This is a genomic window from Jannaschia donghaensis (assembly GCF_001403795.1).
GTDB classification, from domain to species: Bacteria; Pseudomonadota; Alphaproteobacteria; order Rhodobacterales; family Rhodobacteraceae; genus Jannaschia; species Jannaschia donghaensis.
The window spans coordinates 404170-420552 of sequence record NZ_CXSU01000012.1 but is presented as its reverse complement, the minus strand read 5'-3'; the positions used below and the strand labels follow the sequence as shown (position 1 = coordinate 420552).

The 16383-nt window shown below is 65.3% G+C and carries 16 protein-coding genes; 10 read left to right on the top strand and 6 right to left on the bottom strand.

All coding sequences use genetic code 11. From position 1 onward, the window contains the following. Positions 1–99: 99 nt before the first annotated feature. Positions 100–522, bottom strand: a complete 423-nt coding sequence (gene ndk, locus JDO7802_RS11330; RefSeq protein ID WP_055085644.1) for a nucleoside-diphosphate kinase — start codon at positions 520–522, stop codon at positions 100–102. A 102-nt stretch (positions 523–624) separates the two neighbouring features. On the opposite strand from ndk, the gene JDO7802_RS11325 reads away from it, so the two are divergent. From JDO7802_RS11325 to JDO7802_RS11315, 3 genes are read left to right on the top strand one after another with little or no spacing between them, the layout of a single operon-like run. Next, positions 625–2481, top strand: coding sequence for an ABC-F family ATP-binding cassette domain-containing protein (locus JDO7802_RS11325; RefSeq protein WP_055085642.1), 1857 nt, complete (start codon positions 625–627; stop codon positions 2479–2481). 30 nt (positions 2482–2511) lie between these two features. Continuing rightward, positions 2512–3120 (top strand): MarC family protein, encoded by a 609-nt coding sequence (locus tag JDO7802_RS11320; RefSeq protein WP_055085640.1) that lies wholly within the window; start codon positions 2512–2514, stop codon positions 3118–3120. Between the two features lie 28 nt (positions 3121–3148). After that, entirely contained in the window at positions 3149–3736 is a 588-nt protein-coding gene (locus JDO7802_RS11315) for a retropepsin-like aspartic protease family protein (RefSeq protein ID WP_055085638.1), read from the top strand. Between the two features lie 26 nt (positions 3737–3762). Here JDO7802_RS11315 and JDO7802_RS11310 read toward each other — a convergent pair whose 3' ends face one another. Both JDO7802_RS11310 and JDO7802_RS11305 read right to left on the bottom strand, forming a co-directional pair. Next, entirely contained in the window at positions 3763–4221 is a 459-nt protein-coding gene (locus JDO7802_RS11310) for a DNA polymerase III subunit chi (RefSeq protein ID WP_055085636.1), read from the bottom strand. Further along, positions 4221–5723 (bottom strand): leucyl aminopeptidase, encoded by a 1503-nt coding sequence (locus JDO7802_RS11305; protein WP_055085634.1) that lies wholly within the window; start codon positions 5721–5723, stop codon positions 4221–4223. The genes JDO7802_RS11310 and JDO7802_RS11305 overlap by 1 nt, the downstream gene beginning before the upstream one ends. 173 nt (positions 5724–5896) lie before the next feature. On the opposite strand from JDO7802_RS11305, the gene lptF reads away from it, so the two are divergent. Genes lptF through rsmA form a run of 6 tightly spaced genes read left to right on the top strand, consistent with a single transcriptional unit; the run spans position 5897 to position 13282 of the window. Continuing rightward, on the top strand, positions 5897–7030 hold the full coding sequence (lptF, locus tag JDO7802_RS11300) for an LPS export ABC transporter permease LptF (RefSeq protein WP_055085632.1): 1134 nt from the start codon (positions 5897–5899) through the stop codon (positions 7028–7030). Further along, positions 7027–8124 (top strand): LPS export ABC transporter permease LptG, encoded by a 1098-nt coding sequence (gene lptG / locus JDO7802_RS11295; protein WP_055085630.1) that lies wholly within the window; start codon positions 7027–7029, stop codon positions 8122–8124. The genes lptF and lptG overlap by 4 nt, the downstream gene beginning before the upstream one ends. Beyond that, positions 8121–10253, top strand: coding sequence for an LPS-assembly protein LptD (locus JDO7802_RS11290; protein ID WP_055085628.1), 2133 nt, complete (start codon positions 8121–8123; stop codon positions 10251–10253). The genes lptG and JDO7802_RS11290 overlap by 4 nt, the downstream gene beginning before the upstream one ends. Positions 10254–10264: 11 nt before the next feature. Continuing rightward, positions 10265–11464, top strand: a complete 1200-nt coding sequence (locus JDO7802_RS11285; protein WP_055085626.1) for a peptidylprolyl isomerase — start codon at positions 10265–10267, stop codon at positions 11462–11464. Then, positions 11445–12443 (top strand): 4-hydroxythreonine-4-phosphate dehydrogenase PdxA, encoded by a 999-nt coding sequence (gene pdxA, locus JDO7802_RS11280; protein ID WP_055085624.1) that lies wholly within the window; start codon positions 11445–11447, stop codon positions 12441–12443. The genes JDO7802_RS11285 and pdxA overlap by 20 nt, the downstream gene beginning before the upstream one ends. After that, positions 12440–13282 (top strand): 16S rRNA (adenine(1518)-N(6)/adenine(1519)-N(6))-dimethyltransferase RsmA, encoded by an 843-nt coding sequence (rsmA, locus tag JDO7802_RS11275; protein ID WP_055085622.1) that lies wholly within the window; start codon positions 12440–12442, stop codon positions 13280–13282. The genes pdxA and rsmA overlap by 4 nt, the downstream gene beginning before the upstream one ends. Before the next feature lie 58 nt (positions 13283–13340). Here rsmA and JDO7802_RS11270 read toward each other — a convergent pair whose 3' ends face one another. The 3 genes from JDO7802_RS11270 to prfA form a co-directional block, all read right to left on the bottom strand. Beyond that, positions 13341–14051, bottom strand: a complete 711-nt coding sequence (locus tag JDO7802_RS11270; protein WP_055085620.1) for a DUF4167 domain-containing protein — start codon at positions 14049–14051, stop codon at positions 13341–13343. A 170-nt stretch (positions 14052–14221) separates the two neighbouring features. Beyond that, the gene (prmC, locus tag JDO7802_RS11265; protein WP_144430598.1) at positions 14222–15010 is read right to left on the bottom strand and encodes a peptide chain release factor N(5)-glutamine methyltransferase; all 789 of its coding nucleotides are present in this window, start codon (positions 15008–15010) and stop codon (positions 14222–14224) included. Between the two features lie 14 nt (positions 15011–15024). Then, positions 15025–16080 carry a peptide chain release factor 1 gene (gene prfA, locus JDO7802_RS11260; RefSeq protein WP_055087219.1) on the bottom strand — a complete coding sequence of 352 codons (1056 nt, stop codon included), beginning with the start codon at positions 16078–16080 and terminating at the stop codon, positions 15025–15027. A gap of 77 nt (positions 16081–16157) precedes the next feature. On the opposite strand from prfA, the gene JDO7802_RS11255 reads away from it, so the two are divergent. Next, the gene (locus JDO7802_RS11255; RefSeq protein ID WP_055085616.1) at positions 16158–16382 is read left to right on the top strand and encodes a hypothetical protein; all 225 of its coding nucleotides are present in this window, start codon (positions 16158–16160) and stop codon (positions 16380–16382) included. Position 16383 lies beyond the last annotated feature (1 nt).

Genomic DNA, 16383 nt, shown 5'->3' with positions numbered 1-16383 from the left:
GGCCTCGGGCTACGCCCGCCGGCGGCGCATGGCAATAACGCCCGCGCAAAACAACGGGGCGTCCCGCAGGACGCCCCCCTGAAATAGATCAGACCGGGATCACCCGACCAGTTCAAGACCCGAGAAGAAGAACGCGATCTCTTCCGCGGCGGTTTCCGGCGCGTCGGAGCCGTGGACCGAGTTCTCGCCGATGGACAGGGCGTATTCCTTGCGGATCGTGCCTTCGGCGGCTTCGGCGGGGTTCGTCGCACCCATGACTTCGCGGTTCTTGGCGATGGCGTTCTCGCCTTCCAGGACCTGCACGACGATCGGCTCGGAGATCATGAATTCGGTCAGCTCGCCGAAAAACGGCCGGTCCTTGTGGACGCCGTAGAATGCCTGCGCCTGGGCCAGTGTCAGTTGGATGCGCTTGGACGCGACGATGCGCAGACCGGCTTCCTCGAACTTGGCGGCGATGGCACCGGTCAGGTTGCGCTTGGTGGCGTCGGGCTTGATGATCGAAAAGGTGCGTTCCAGGGCCATGTCGGTCTCCGTTCGGATGTGATTTGCCGCGCCACTAGCAGGGGTGCGGACCAAAGGAAACCGGGTGTTGACGCCGCACGCGCGGGCCTGCATGGCACCCCCATGCTTCAGATCACAGACCTCAACTATTCCGTCGCGGGCCGTCCCCTGTTCGAAGGGGCCAGCGCCAGCATCCCCGAGGGCCACAAGGTGGGCCTCGTCGGGCGCAACGGCACCGGCAAGACCACGCTCTTCCGCCTGATCCGCAGTCAGCTCGTGCTGGACGCGGGCGATATTTCCCTGCCCAGTCGCGCCCGGATCGGCGGCGTGGCGCAAGAAGTTCCATCAAGCGATATCAGCGTCTTGCAGACCGTCCTTGATGCGGACGAGGAACGCGCCGCCCTGATGGCGGAGGCCGAGACCGCAACCGACCCCACCCGCATCGCCGAAGTACAGGCGCGGCTGCAGGACATCGACGCCTGGTCCGGCGAGGCGCGGGCGTCCAGCATCTTGCGGGGTCTGGGCTTCGAAGTTCACGAACAACAACGTCCCTGTTCGGATTATTCCGGCGGCTGGCGGATGCGGGTGGCGCTGGCCGGGGTGCTTTTTGCACAGCCCGATCTGCTCCTGCTGGACGAGCCGACGAACTATCTCGACCTCGAAGGCGCGCTCTGGCTTGAAAGCTATCTGGCCAAATATCCCCATACGGTCATCATTATCAGTCACGACCGTGGCCTGCTGAACCGGGCGGTCGGCGGGATTCTGCATCTCGAAAACAAGGGCCTGACCTATTACACCGGGACGTATGACCAGTTCGTCCGGGCGCGCGCCGAAAAACGGGCGGGTCAGGCCGCCGAGGCCGCCAAGCAGGACGCCAGACGCGCGCATTTGCAAAGTTTCGTCGACCGCTTCAAAGCCAAGGCCAGCAAGGCCAAGCAGGCGCAAAGCCGGGTCAAGATGCTGGAAAAGATGGAGACGATCCGCGCGCCCGAAGATGCCGCGCGCACCGTCTTTACCTTTCCGCAACCCGAAGAGATGTCGCCGCCGATCCTGCGGCTGGACGCGGCCTCGACCGGCTACGACGGAACGCCGGTGCTGGGGCGTCTGAATGTTCGGATCGACCAAGACGACCGGATTGCCTTGCTGGGGCGGAACGGTGAAGGAAAATCCACGCTGTCCAAACTCTTGTCGGACAGACTTAACACGATCGACGGGCGGCGCATCGCGTCGAAGAAGTTGAGGATAGGCTACTTCGCACAGCATCAGGTGGACGAACTTTTCGTCGACGAGACGCCGCTGGACCATATTCGCCGCGAACGCCCGTTGGAAACGCCCCCACGGCACCGTGCCCGCCTGGCCGGGTTCGGCCTTGGCGTGGATCAGGCCGATACCGTCGTCGCGAAACTGTCGGGCGGCCAAAAGGCACGGCTGTCGCTGCTTCTGGCGACGCTCGACGCGCCGCACATGTTGATCCTGGACGAGCCGACGAACCACCTCGACATCGAAAGCCGGGAGGCGCTGGTGGAGGCGCTGACAGCCTACACCGGTGCCGTGGTGCTGGTCAGCCACGACATGCACCTGTTGAGCCTGGTCGCGGACCGCCTTTGGCTGGTCAAGGGGGGTACTGTCGGCCCGTATGACGGCGATCTCGAAAGTTATCGCAAGCTGCTCCTTCAAGGGGAGGAAAAGCCCGCAAAGGCCGGACGCGAAAAGGAAAAGCCCAAGCCCGTCAGCCACGCAAAGCTGTCCGAACTGCGGTCGGAGGCCAAGAAGGGCGAAGCACGCGTTCGCAAGATCGAGGAGATGCGCGACAAGCTGGCCAAGAAACTGGCTGACCCAAGCCTTTACGAAGACGGTCGCCAAGGCGAGTTAGAAACATGGAACAAGAAATACGCAGAGGTCATGCAGGCGTCCGACCGGGCCGAAGCGCTGTGGATGACGGCGCTGGAAACGCTCGAAAAGGCAGAGAAGAGCGTTTGAACCGCGATCGGCGACGGGTATGACCCTCCAATGACACTGACCGAAGCCATCACCGCCTTTACCGCGCTCTTCGTGGTGATCGACCCGATCGGCCTTGCCCCGATCTTCGTGGCGATGACCGCCGGTATGACGATGCGCGCGCGGCGGGCCATCGCGGTTCGGGCCTGCGTGATCGCCGCGGGCATCCTGATCGCCTTCGCCCTGCTGGGCGATTCCATCCTGACCTTCCTCGGCATTTCCATGCCGGCCTTCCGGATCGCCGGCGGCCTGCTGCTGTTCCTGACGGCATTGGAGATGTTGTTCGAGCGGCGCCAGCCCAAGCGGGAGGGCCGCGCGGAGGAGCCGACGACCGATCCGTCAGTCTTCCCTTTTGCCCTGCCGCTGATCGCGGGTCCGGGAGCCATCGCGACGATGATCCTGCTGACCGACGAGGCAAGTGCGATCGGATCGGCGCAGGCCATCGGCGTGATGCTGATGGTGATCGCCGTTGTCTTCGCGTTCTTCCTGCTGGCGACACCCATGGAAAAACTGCTGGGGCATACCGGCATCAACGTGGTGACGCGCCTGCTGGGCATGTTGCTGGCGGCGCTGTCGGTGCAATTCGTCCTCGACGGGCTCAGCGATTTGCCCGGTTGGTAACGCGGGCCATCGCCCCTAGGTATGGGGCATGACCGATGACAACACCGCACGCCTCATCTACCTCGGCCTGTTCCTTCTGGTGATCGGGGGTGGATTCCTGATCTCCAACCGGCACCGCGTCGGTCAGGTTTTCCAGCAGGGGGCGATCTGGTTTCTGATTTTCCTCGGCGTCGCGCTGGCGTTCGGCAACTGGGACCGGATCCAGCAAACCCTGTTACCCACGCAGACGTATGTCGGCGGGCAAGACGGCATGGTGATCGAAGTGCCGCGTCGCTTCGACGGACATTATTACATGACGCTGCGCATCAACGGGGAGTTGGTGGATTTCGTGGTCGACACGGGGGCGTCTGATATCGTGCTTTCGGCGGACGATGCGCGCGCCGTCGGCGTCGACCTGCGCGATCTGGCCTATATGGGCCGGGCACAGACGGCGAATGGCACGATCCGCACCGCTCAGGTGTTCCTCGACGAAGTTCAGGTGGGGGAGACGGTGGACCGAGACGTGCGCGCCATCGTCGGCGATGGGGAGTTGGGGATATCGCTGCTGGGCATGTCGTATCTTGGCGGCTTCGGGAAGATCGAGATCGAGAATGATACGCTGCGACTGATCCGGTAAGGACATCGAGCGGCGGGCGCTGTTGGTCAGCCCTCCACGTTCTTCGATGCTTTCTCCTCCCACTTGCCGCCTTCTTCCGACCAGTACCGCGCACCGCATCCGGCGTCCGTCAGCGCCTTCCATTGCGCCCGTGCCCGAGACACCGCTTCGCCATCGGTGCCGTCGAACAGGATGCAGGTCCGCGTCATCTTCGTGACTTCGTCGGGGGCCACATCGGCCCCGTCCAGCGCCATCAGACAATCGCGATCTTCCGCCGGGCCGGTGGTCAGCAAGATGGGCTGTCGCGCGTCATGGTTCCCGTCCGCGATACCATGGGGCAGGAAGCCGTCGCCCTGCCACAACCGATCATCCAGCCATTCCAGCCGCCCGGCGTCGCCGCCGCGCACCGCCACGCGCCACGACTGCGCCAGGCAGCGAGTCAGCAGCGTGGCGAGTGTGACGTCGGGTGCGGTGCGCGTCAGGTGGTAGAAATAGGCCTCGCCCATCAGGCGTTCGGCGCATCCGCCGCCGCATCCAGATCGACCTCGTACCGATCCCGGATCAATCGGTCGAGCGCCCGGACACCCCAACCCGTCGCCCCCGCCGGTGCAATCGCCGTGCCGCCGGACACCGAAGCGACGCCCGCGATATCGAGGTGGATCCAAGGCGTATCATCCTTGACGAACCGCAGCAGGAACTGCGCCGCCGTAATCGACCCGCCCGGCCGGCCGCCGATGTTCTTCATATCCGCCACGCGAGATTTCAGAAGCTTGTCGTAGGCGTCCCCCAACGGCATCCGCCACGCACCTTCGCCTTCGGCCTTGGCGGATTTCAGAAAGGCATCGCAGAGCGCATCGTCGTTGGAGAAAACACCCGCATTCTCGTGGCCCAGACCGACGACGATGGCCCCCGTCAGGGTGGCAAGGTCGACCATCGCGGCGGGCTTGAACCGGTCTTGCGCGTACCACATTACGTCGCACAGTACGAGGCGGCCCTCGGCGTCGGTATTGATGATCTCGACCGTATCGCCCTTCATCGACCGCACCACATCGCCGGGGCGGGTGGCCTTGCCGTCGGGCATATTCTCCACCAGGCCGACTAGCGCGACGACGTTCGCCTTGGCTTTGCGCCTTGCGATGGTGTGCATGACGCCGGCGACGGTGCCGGCACCGCCCATGTCCATCGTCATGTCCTCCATGCCCGCGGCTGGCTTGAGGGAAATGCCGCCGGTGTCGAACACCACGCCCTTGCCGATCAGCGCGAAGGGCGCTTCGGACCCACCGCCGTCCCACTGCATCACGACGACCTTGGAGGGGGATTCCGACCCCTGCCCCACGGCCAGCAGCGTGCGCATGCCGAGCTTCTCCAACTCCTCTTCGTCCAGCACCTCGACCTTGAGGCCCAGGTCCGTCATCGCCTCCAGCCGATTGGCGAATTCGGTGGTGGTCAACACGTTCGACGGCTCGTTGACCAGATCGCGGGTCAGGAACACGCCCTCGGCCTGTGCGCGGGCGTCGGCAAAGGCGGCCTCCGCCTCCTCGGGCTTGGCGGTCATCACGGTGATGTCGGCGACGGATGGCTTTTCATCGCCCGTCTTGTGGTCCGAGAAATCGTATCCACGCAGGGCAGCGCCCAGCACCGCGTCCGACAGGCGGCGCAGCGTCCCGCCCAGGATCAGCAAACCGCGAGAGCCGCGCAGTTTCGCAAAGGCCGCGCCCGCGCCCATTGCCTTCATCATGTTCGGGCGGCGGTCCAGCTTGGCGATGACGATGGTCGTGGCGGCCATGCCGTTGGGAAACCCGAGGTCCAGCACCTCGCCCGCACCCAGTTTATCGAAGGCGGGGCTTTCGACGGCGCGCTTGACGGCCCCCTTGGACAGCCGGTTCAGCCGCCGCGCCTCGGCACCCATGGCACCGTCGGTGGCGACGAAACAGGCGATGACGCCTTCGAACGTGGACAATGCGTCAAGATCGGTGGCGACGAAGCTGACGGAGGCGGGTGCGGTCATGGGATACTCCTGATCTGCGGTTCGGGCGGACCCTAGACGCCCCCCTTGGGACAATCCAGCCGACACGCCGCATGGGATGGAGTCCGCGGTTTTCACGGACGGGGCACGATCCGGGCTTTGATGCGCCGCGCAACCCGGCTAGGAAAGGGACGGACGGCTTCCGAGGGGGACGCTTGGCACTTTTCGACCGATACCTCGCGGGGCAATTGCTGATTTATTTCGGCTTCTTCAGCCTTGTCCTCGTGGCCGTCTACTGGGTGAACCGGGCGATCGGTCTTTTCGACACGCTGATCGCCGGCGGGTCGAACGTGCTCACCTTTCTGGAGTTCACGGCCCTGGCGCTGCCCAACGTGATCTATGCCGTGCTGCCCGTCTCGGCGCTTGTGGCGACGCTGTACGGAATTAACCGCTTTTCGGGCGACAGCGAGATGGTCGTGGCGCAAACCACCGGCCTGTCGCCCTGGCGGCTGGCGCGACCCATCTTGATGTTCGGCCTTGTCGTGGGCGTGATGATCAGCGTGCTGGGCCACGTCCTGGTGCCCGCATCGCGGACCGCGCTGGCCGAGCGGTCGGCGGAGTTATCGCGCGACGTGACGGGGCGACTGCTCAAGGCAGGCGAATTCCTGCATCCGGGCACCGGTGTGACGGTCTATGTGCGCGATATCACGCCGCAAGGCGAACTGCTGGGCCTGTTCCTTCAGGACCGGCGCAGCGAGACGACCCGAACGTCCTATACAGCAGAACGTGCGATCCTGGTGCGCACAGACCCCGAGGGGGGTGGCGGCACCCGTCTTGTGATGTTCGACGGCATGGCCCAGACGCTTCAGACGGCGGACCGAAGCCTGGTGACGACGACTTTCGACGACTTCGCCTATGACCTGGCCGGTCTGGCCGGATCGTCGGGCACCCGCCGCCCCGACCCGCGGGAATTGTCGACCGCAACGCTGCTGCGGGCGGATGCCGAAACGCAGGCGCTTACGGGTGAAAGCGCCGCCAAACTGATGTTCGAAGGTCACGCCCGGTTTGCGGAGGCGCTGTTCGCCTTTGCGCTGCCGCTGATGGCCTTGGGGTTCCTGATGCTGGGCGGTTATTCGCGACTTGGCCTCTGGCGTCAGATTCTGGGGGCCGTGATCGCCGCGGTCATGCTCAAGATGATGGCGAACATCGCCGAGAACGCCGCGCGTGACGACACGATGCTTTGGTGGACGACATATGCGCCCGGCCTGCTGACACTGATGCTGGGACTATTTCTGGTCTGGCGAGATACGGTCGGGCCGAAGCCGCTGCGCCGGGGGACGATCGCATGATCCTGTCGCTCTACCTGGCGCGCCGGTTTTTGTGGCTGGTCTTCATCGTCTCCCTCGTCTTCACCGGACTGCTGCTGCCGATTGACCTGATGGAGCAATTGCGGTCGCTCGGCGACGATGGGGCGGGCGTGGCCGACGGGCTCAAGCTGGCGGCGCTGAACTTGCCGGCGGCGCTCTATCAGATCTTGCCGCTGATCGTGATCCTGTCGACGCTGGCGTTGTTCCTGTCGCTGGCACGGTCATCCGAAATGGTCGTCATCCGCGCGTCAGGCCGCTCCGCTCTGGTTGCCGCGATGGCCCCGGTCGTCGCCGCGGTCCTTCTGGGGGTGGCGTGCCTGCTGATCGTGAATCCAATCGTCGCGGCAACGCAGGCCGCTTACGAGCGGGAGGTCGCGGGCTGGAAGACCGGCGTCAGCAGCGTCCTTTCGGTTAGCGAGGAAGGCGTCTGGCTGCGCCAGGGCGACGGATCGGGACAGACGGTGATCCGCGCCGAACGCTCCTCCCTGGATGGGACGATCCTGTTCGAGGCGACGTTCCTCGCCTTCGATGCAAACGGCTCGCCGGTCGAACGGATCGAGGCGGCCCGGGCCGAACTGGACACCGGGGAGTGGCTGCTGGAGGACGCGAAGATGTGGCCCCTGGGCACATCCGAGAACCCGGAGCGGGATGCCAAGTCGGTGCCGGTGGCGACCATCCCATCGACCCTGACGCAAAACCAGATCCGCGACAGTTTCGGCGTGCCGTCGTCGATCCCGATTTTCCAGCTGCCCGGCTTCATCAAACAACTGAACACCGCCGGGTTTTCGGGGCTGACGCACCGCATCTGGTTGCAAATGGAGCTGGCCACACCGCTGATGCTGGCCGCGATGGTGCTAATCGGGGCCGCGTTCTCCATGCGCCATACGCGGGCGGGTGGTTCGGGCCTTTTGGTCCTGACGGCATTGCTGCTTGGGTTCGGAGTGTTCTTCTTGCGCAACTTCGCGCAGGTGCTGGGTGAAAATGGACAACTTCCGGTGGCGTTGGCCGCCTGGTCGCCGCCGATCGCCGCCATCCTGCTGGCGTCGGCGATGATCCTGCACAAGGAAGATGGATGATGCGGCTGATCGCGGCGCTTCTGGTCTGGTTGATCGCCCTGCCCGCCCTGGCGCAGCAAGCACCGGCGACGCTGGTGGCCGATCGGATCGACTTCGATCAGGGCCAGCTGGTTGCCTCGGGCAACGTGGAGATCTTTTCGGACGGTCGCATCTTGCGGGCGCGACGCGTGACGTATCTGCGCGGGGAAGATCGCGTTCTGGTAGAAGGCCCGCTGACCCTGCTGGACGGGCCGGACCAGATCCTCGTGGCCGACTTTGCGTCACTATCGCCCGACCTGCGCAATTCGGTCCTGCAGGGCGCGCGACTGGTCCTGGACGAACGCCTGCAGATCGCCGCGACCGAGATCGCGACGGGCGCGGAAGGCCGTTATACCCAATTGTACCAGACCGTCGCGTCGTCCTGCGAGGTCTGCGCCGCAAACCCGGTGCCGCTTTGGCAGATAAGGGCGCGCCGGATCGTACATGACCGCGAAGCGCAGCAGCTTTATTTCGAGGGCGCACGCTTCGAGGTGGCGGGCGTGCCCGTGGCGTGGTTCCCCCGCCTGCGCCTGCCCGACCCGACCCTGGAACGCGCGACGGGATTTCTGGCACCGGATATCAGCAGCGACGATCTGCTGGGAACGGGCATCGCCATTCCGTACTTCATCACGCTCGGGCCGTCGCGGGATCTGACGCTGACCCCCTTCGTGACCAACACCGAAACCCGCAGCCTGGGCTTCCGCTACCGCCAGGCCTTCGACACCGGCCGGATCAACGTGGAGGGCGCGGTTTCAAGCGACGAGATAAGGCCCGACGAGCTGCGGGGATATCTGTTCGCCGACGGCTCCTTCGCCCTGCCCCGTGACTACCGGCTGGATTTCGACCTGGAGCTGACCAGCGACGACGACTATCTTCTCAACTACGATGTCGAGGAAAAGGATCGTCTGGACAGTCGTCTGGCCATCACCAAGATCGACCGCGAAGATCGTTTTTTGGCCGAGATCATCGCGTTCAACACCCTGCGCGACGGCGAACGCAATCGGTTCCTGCCCACCCCCGTCGTCACCATCGAACGCCAAAGGCGCGTGCCCGGTCCCGTTTTCGGGGGTCAGTTGGTCTGGACCTTGCAGGCCCATTCCCGTTGGCGGAACGCGGACGAGGTTCCGTCGGGCCTGCCGCTCAATTCAGCCCGCGATGTCCTTCGCACTTCGGCCGCAGTGGATTGGCGGCGCATGCGGATCACACCCGCCGGATTGGTCTGGACGGGAATTGCCGGCCTGCACGTCGATGCCTACAACGTGCGCCAAGACCCCGACTTTCCCGACGACACCTTCGCCCGTGCCGTTCCCTATGGCGGGCTGGAAGTTCGGCTGCCGCTGGCACGCGATGGGGCGAATGGCGTGCGCCACGTGATCGAGCCGGTGGCCCAGTTGATCTTCGCGCCCGGCGAACGGCGATCCACCCCGAACGAGGACAGCCAGACGCCGGAGTTCGACGAAGGCAATCTGTTCGCCGCCTCTCGCTTCGCCGGGCGCGATCAGCGGGAGCTGGGCAATCGCCTGAATGTCGGCCTGAGCTATACGCGCTACGACCCATCGGGCTGGAACGTCGGGGCCACGGTCGGACGGGTTTGGCGTGACAACGACATCGATCAGTTCCGCCCCGGCACCGGCCTAGACGGCTCCGCATCGGATTGGCTGATCGCCGCGAACGCCAGCTTCGGCGATCGATTCCTGCTCATGCAGCGATCATTGATATCCGACGAGCTGGATTTCTCTCGCTCCGAAACGGTCATTCGCTGGACCGGTGAGGGACACAGCCTGGAGACGGGCTACATCTGGTTGGAAGCGGACGAAGGGGCCGGCCGGCCCATCGACACGTCGGAATGGGCATTGGATGCGGCGCGCGACCTTGGCGGCGACTGGACGGGGCGGGTGAACTGGCGATATGACTTCGTGACCGACGACGCCAGCAGTGCTGGTCTCGGCCTGACCTATCGGTCGGATTGCGTCACCGTGGACTTCGACGTGGAGCGGCGCTTCACCTCCACCACGACATTGCAGACGTCCACAAGCTTTGGGCTGGGCGTGGAACTGGCCGGGTTCGGCGCGGACGACCGGGGAAAACGGCGGCGACGCTGCGGAATATGAGAGAGCGGGCAATGACGAGATTTCTGACGATTCTGGCGGTGCTGCTGGCGCTTGCGACGACGGGCGATCCGGCGCGGGCGCAGCAACCCTTCGCCGCCGCGGCCACCGTCAACGGCGAGGCGGTGACGAATTTCCAGGTTCTGCAACGGGCGCAGTTCTATACCCTGCTGCGCGCACCCAATGCCGATTTCGAGGGCGCGAAGGCGACCATGATCAACGAGACGCTGCAGGTGCAGGCCGCCCGCGCCGCCGGCATCGAAATCACGCCCGATCAACTGGACGAAGGCATGGTCGAATTCGCCAGCCGCGCGAACCTGACGCCCGACGCCTTCATCGCGGCCCTCGAACAAAGTGGCGTCGCCCCCGAAACTTTCCGCGATTTCATCCGCAACGGCATCTATTGGCGCACGCTGGTTCAGCAGCGTTTCGGCCCCCGCGCCCGCCCCGCTCCATCCGAGGTAGAGCGCGCCTTGGCCCGCGGTCCCGGCAGCGTCCGTGTCCTGCTGTCCGAGATCGCGATTCCGATCACGCCTGAAACCCAGGCTGAGGTTCAGGCCCTGGCGCAGCGTCTGTCGGACACCGTCGTCGGTCAGGCCGCCTTCGAGCGGGCGGCACGCACCTATTCCAGGTCGCGCACCGCGCGCGCGGGCGGGCGTCTGGACTATCTTCCATTGGCTGAATTGTCGCCAGCGATCGCCAGTCAGGTTCTGACATTGGCCCCCGGCGAAGTGTCGGACCCGGTGAACCTCGGCTCCTTCGTCGGGCTGTTTCTCTTGCGGGATCTGGACGAAAGCGGGTCCAGCACACCGGAGACTCTCTCCATCGACTACGCCGAATACCTGATCCCCGGCGGCCGGACACCCGAGGCGCTGAGCGCGGCGGCCCAGTTGCGCGACCGCGTGGACGTTTGCGACGACCTCTACGGCGTCGCCCGCGGCGCGCCTGAAGGCACCCTGACCCGCGTCATCACCCCTATTTCGGATATTCCGGGCGACCTGCGCCAGGAGCTTGCAAAGCTGGATGAGGGCGAAGCCTCGACCCTGCTGACGCGGAACGGCTTCCTGCGGTTCGTCATGATGTGCGACCGCGTTGCGGAGCCGTCAGAGGAGGCGTTCCAAGCCCTTGGTCAGCAAATCCTGAATGAACGCCTGGGCAGCTATGCCGAGGGCTATCTCGAAGAACTGCGCGCCGATGCCATCATCACCCAATAGGCCCCCGCTGGCCATCACCTGCGGGGAACCGGCGGGCGTCGGACCGGAGGTCGTGGCGAAAGCGCGCGCCCTGATTGCGGATATTCCGTTCTTCGTACTGGGCAACCCCGACCATTTTGCCGGCCACGGTGTCACCATCCGAACCATCGACACGCCGGATGCGGCAACGGCAGATGCGCTGTGCGTGTTGCCCCACGACATTCCCGGTCCTGCCGTGCCCGCCCGTCCCGATCCGGCGCAGGCGGCGGGCGTGATCTCGGCCATCGCACGGGCCGTCGATCTGGCGCAGTCGGGGGCGGCTTCGGGCGTCGTGACGGCCCCGATCCACAAGAAGGCCCTGAAAGACGGTGCCGACTTCCCCCATCCCGGTCACACCGAATATCTGGCCGCATTGGCCGGCGGGGTCGACGTCGTGATGATGCTGGCCTGCGCGGAGCTGCGCGTGGTGCCCGCGACCATCCACATCGCAATCGACCGGGTGCCCGCAGAATTGACACCCGAAGCCTTGGAAACCTGCCTGCGCGTGACCCACGCCGGCCTGCGCCGCGATTTCGGGATCGACGCGCCCCGTATCGCGGTCGCGGGCCTGAACCCCCACGCCGGCGAAGGTGGCACCATGGGCCGTCAGGAAGTCGAGTGGATCGACGCGCTGATCGCCCGACTGGCCCCGGATCTGGGCTGTTTCGGGCCGCTGCCCGCCGACACGATGTTCCACGCGGGCGCGCGCGCCGGATACGACGCCGCCGTCGCGATGTATCACGATCAGGCGCTGATCCCGATCAAGACCATCGATTTTGCGGGTGGCGTCAACGTGACGCTGGGCCTGCCCTTCATTCGGACATCCCCCGATCACGGCACGGCCTTCGACATCGCCGGGCGCGGCCTGGCCGATCCGACGTCGATCGTCGCGGCGATCCGGATGGCGTGGGACATGGGGCAGCGCCGGATCGCGTCCGGTCAAAGCGGGCACGTCGAATGAGCCGCATCGACGACCTGCCCCCCCTGCGCGACGTGATCGCGGCGCACGACCTGCGGGCCAAGAAATCCATGGGTCAGAACTTTCTGCTGGATTTGAACCTGACGGCGCGGATCGCGCGGACCGGTGGCAAGCTGGCCGGCGCGCAGGTGCTGGAGGTCGGGCCGGGGCCCGGTGGATTAACGCGCGGATTGCTGGCCGAAGGCGCGGGCAAGGTGCTGGCCATCGAAAAGGATGCGCGCTGTCTGCCGGCGCTAGCGGAAATCGCGGCGGCCTATCCGGGTCAGCTTGAAGTGGTGAATGGCGATGCGCTGGACATGGATGTCGGCGCGCATCTGACGGCGCCGTGGCGAGTGGTGTCGAACCTGCCCTACAACGTCGGGACGGAGCTGCTGGTGCGCTGGCTGACGCCCGCGTCCTGGCCCCCGCCGTGGGACAGCCTGACGTTGATGTTCCAGAAAGAAGTGGCCGAGAGGATCGTGGCGGCCCCGGGGTCCAAGGCCTACGGACGGCTGGCGATCCTGGCGCAGTGGCGGTGCGACACGCGGATTGCGATGACCCTGCCCCCCGAAGCCTTCAGCCCGCCGCCGAAGGTACATTCGGCCGTAGTGCATCTGACGGCCCTGCCCGCACCCCGGTTCGCGGCACGGGCCGACGTTCTGGAGCGGGTGGTGGCGAAGGGGTTCAACCAGCGGCGCAAGATGTTGCGTGCGGCGCTGAAAGGACTGGTTCCGGATCTGGAAGACCGATTGGTCGCCGCCGGCATCGCGCCGACCGACCGGGCGGAACAGGTCCCATTGGAAGGGTGGTGCGCTTTTGCGCGCGAAGTGGCGAAAGGCTGACGTCCAGACATGAAAAAGCCCGGACGTTGGTCCGGGCTTTGCAGGTCTGGTATGGACGTCAGCCCTCGGCGGCGGGTTCCGCCGGGTCGATGAAGGCGGGCAATTCGCCGCTCTCTCCGGCCGTCTTCTCGGCTTCCGGCTTGGCCGGGGCCTTCTTGCGCGTCCGGGTGCGCTTGGGTTTTTCGGCCTTCGGCTCCGTGGTTTCGGGCGTGTCCACGGGACCGCTGTCAGCCGCCGGCGCGTCGATCACATCGACTTGCGGAGCTTCGTCGCGCGGCTGCGGCTGCTCGGACGGGTCAGGTCGACGATTTTCGCCACCGCCGGAGTTGCGACGCCTGTTGCCACCCTGCGGAGCGTTCTGGTCATTTTGCTGAGCGCCGTTCTGGGGGCCCCCTTGCTGACCGCCGCCCTGGTTGGCGTTGCCCTGCTGATTGCCACCCTGCTGGTTGCCGCCCTGCGGGTTGCCACCCTGTTGGTTGTTCTGCTGCTGGTTGTTCTGCTGCTGGCGCGCGTCGAGTTCCTTCTGCGCGGCGGCCAGCATCCGGGTGTAATGCTCCGAGTGCTGCTGGAAATTCTCTACGGCCACACGGTCACCGGACAACTGTGCGTCGCGGGCAAGCTGATTGTATTTTTCGATGATCTGGGCGGGCGTGCCACGCACCTTGCCTTCGGGGCCGGAGCTGTCGAAGACGCGGTTGACGATATTGCCGCCACCCTGATTGCTGCGATTACGGTTCTTGTTCCGCGAACGGGACTTGCTGCTTCTCATGCGTGGGGTTTCCGCTGATCTTTGCCGTGGACCCTGCCCACGTGTGTCGCGGGTCGAGGGGGTCCGGATTGGTCGGGCTTCGCATCCGGGCCACGTCCTCGACATGTCAACCGTAGATGCTGAGGACGTTATGGGTCGGGCTGACCCCGCTGACAAGAGGATTCGTCGGTTCAATGCGGCTTTTCGCCGGAAACGACACGACTTTTGCCGTTGATGTCGGGAATGACCCGCAGATTTCGCAGGCCGACATCCGCAAGAAGACCGCTAACGGCCTCGGCCTGGGCCGCGCCGATCTCCACCATCAGGCGGCCACCGGGCATCAGATGTGGCGGGGCGGTACGGGCAATTGTGCGATAGGCATCCAGCCCATCCCCGCCTGGGGTCAGCGCGAGACGCGGCTCATGCAGGACTTCGGGCGACAGGTCGGCCATCTCGGCGGTCGATATATAGGGGGGGTTGGAGACGATGAGATCGAACATGCCGGTCACGTCGGCCAGCCAATCCGATTGCAGAAAGATCACGCGGTCGGCGACCCCCACGACGTCCGAATTTCGCCGGGCAATGGCGAGGGCGTCGTCCGAGATGTCGGTGCCCGTTCCCCGCGACCGTGGCCGCTCATAGAGGAGCGACAGCAAAATGCAGCCCGATCCGGTGCCCAGATCGAGGACCGTCTCAAATGGGGCGGACAGCGCCGCCTCGACCAGTGTTTCGGTGTCGGGGCGCGGGTCGAGCACGTCGGGCGTAACGATGAAATCGTGCATCCAGAACGCGCGCCGACCAGTCAGATGAGACACCGGTTCGCGACGCACCCGCCGCTGAACCAACCGCTCGAACCGGGCGGCAACATCAGGGGGCAGCTCGTCCAGAGACCCGGCCCCCGCCGCGTCCAGAAGGGCCGAGACATCGCGAAGGGGGTCAGGAACGCCCGCCAAACTTAACCGACGGCCGGCGTCGTCCATTGCATCGCGCGTCTTCACACCCCCATCTCGGCCAGAAGCTGCGCCTGAAGGTCTGCGGTCAGGGCGTCGATCACTTCGTCCAGATCGCCGTTCATCACTGCGTCCAACTTATAAAGCGTCAGGTTGATGCGGTGATCGGTCATGCGACCTTGCGGGAAATTGTAGGTCCGGATCCGTTCGGACCGGTCGCCCGACCCGACCTGCGCGCGCCGCGCGTCCGAGCGTTCGGCGTCGATCGCGGCCCGTTGCGCGTCGTAAAGTCGGGCGCGCAGGACGTTCATCGCAATCTCGCGGTTGCGGTGCTGCGACTTCTCGGCCGAGACGACGATGATGCCGGTGGGAAGATGCGTGATGCGGACGGCAGAATCGGTGGTGTTGACGTGCTGCCCGCCCGCCCCGGACGCTCGCATGGTGTCGATGCGGATATCCGTGGCCGGGATGTCCACGTCGACCTCCTCGGCCTCGGGCAAGACGGCGACGGTCGCGGCGGAGGTGTGGATGCGCCCGCCGGATTCGGTCGACGGCACGCGCTGCACCCGGTGCACGCCGCTTTCGAATTTCAGACGCGCGAAGACGTTTTCCCCTTCGATGCGGGCGACCAGTTCTTTGATGCCGCCCAGATCGGTGTCCTGCCGTTCGACCACTTCCATCCGCCAGCCACGCGTTTCTGCATAGCGGCGGTACATATTCTCGAGGTCGGCGGCAAAAAGCGCGGCCTCGTCCCCGCCCGTGCCGGGCCGGATTTCCAGGATCGCGGGTTTCGCATCCGCGGCGTCGCGCGGCAGCAGCGCGATTTGAAGGGCCGCCTGCGCCGCCTGAATAGCGGCATCCAAGTCCGGCAATTCCATTCGCGCCAATTCCGCCATTTCCGGATCCGACAGCAGCGCCCGCGCCTCCGCCGCCTGACGCTCCAGCGCGCGGTAATCCCGGACCTGTTCGGCAACCTGCCTGGCGTCGGAATATTCGCGCGTCAGGGCCGCAATTTCGGACGGATCGGGCCCGTCGTTCAGGCGCGCTTCGAGATATTCGAAACGCGCAAGGATCTGGTCAAGGCGGTCAGACGGGATCATGGCGCGGTCATGCGGGGCAGACGTCATTAGGTCAAGGCCGCACAAGCTGCTAAGATGCTGGAACGAAGGAGGGAACGATGAAGAAAATCGCTGTTTTCCTGTGTCTCGCTGCTCTTCCCGCGATGGGTCTGGCGCAGTCGAAGACCGTCGAGTGCTACTGCACCGACAGCACCGGAGCCCGGGTTGAGATGGGGCAGCAGACCTGTCTGTCGATCAACGGGCGGGAGTTCATGGCCCGCTGCGACATGTCGCTGAACGTGCCGATCTGGCGCGACACCGGCAACGATTGCCTGACCGGCTGAG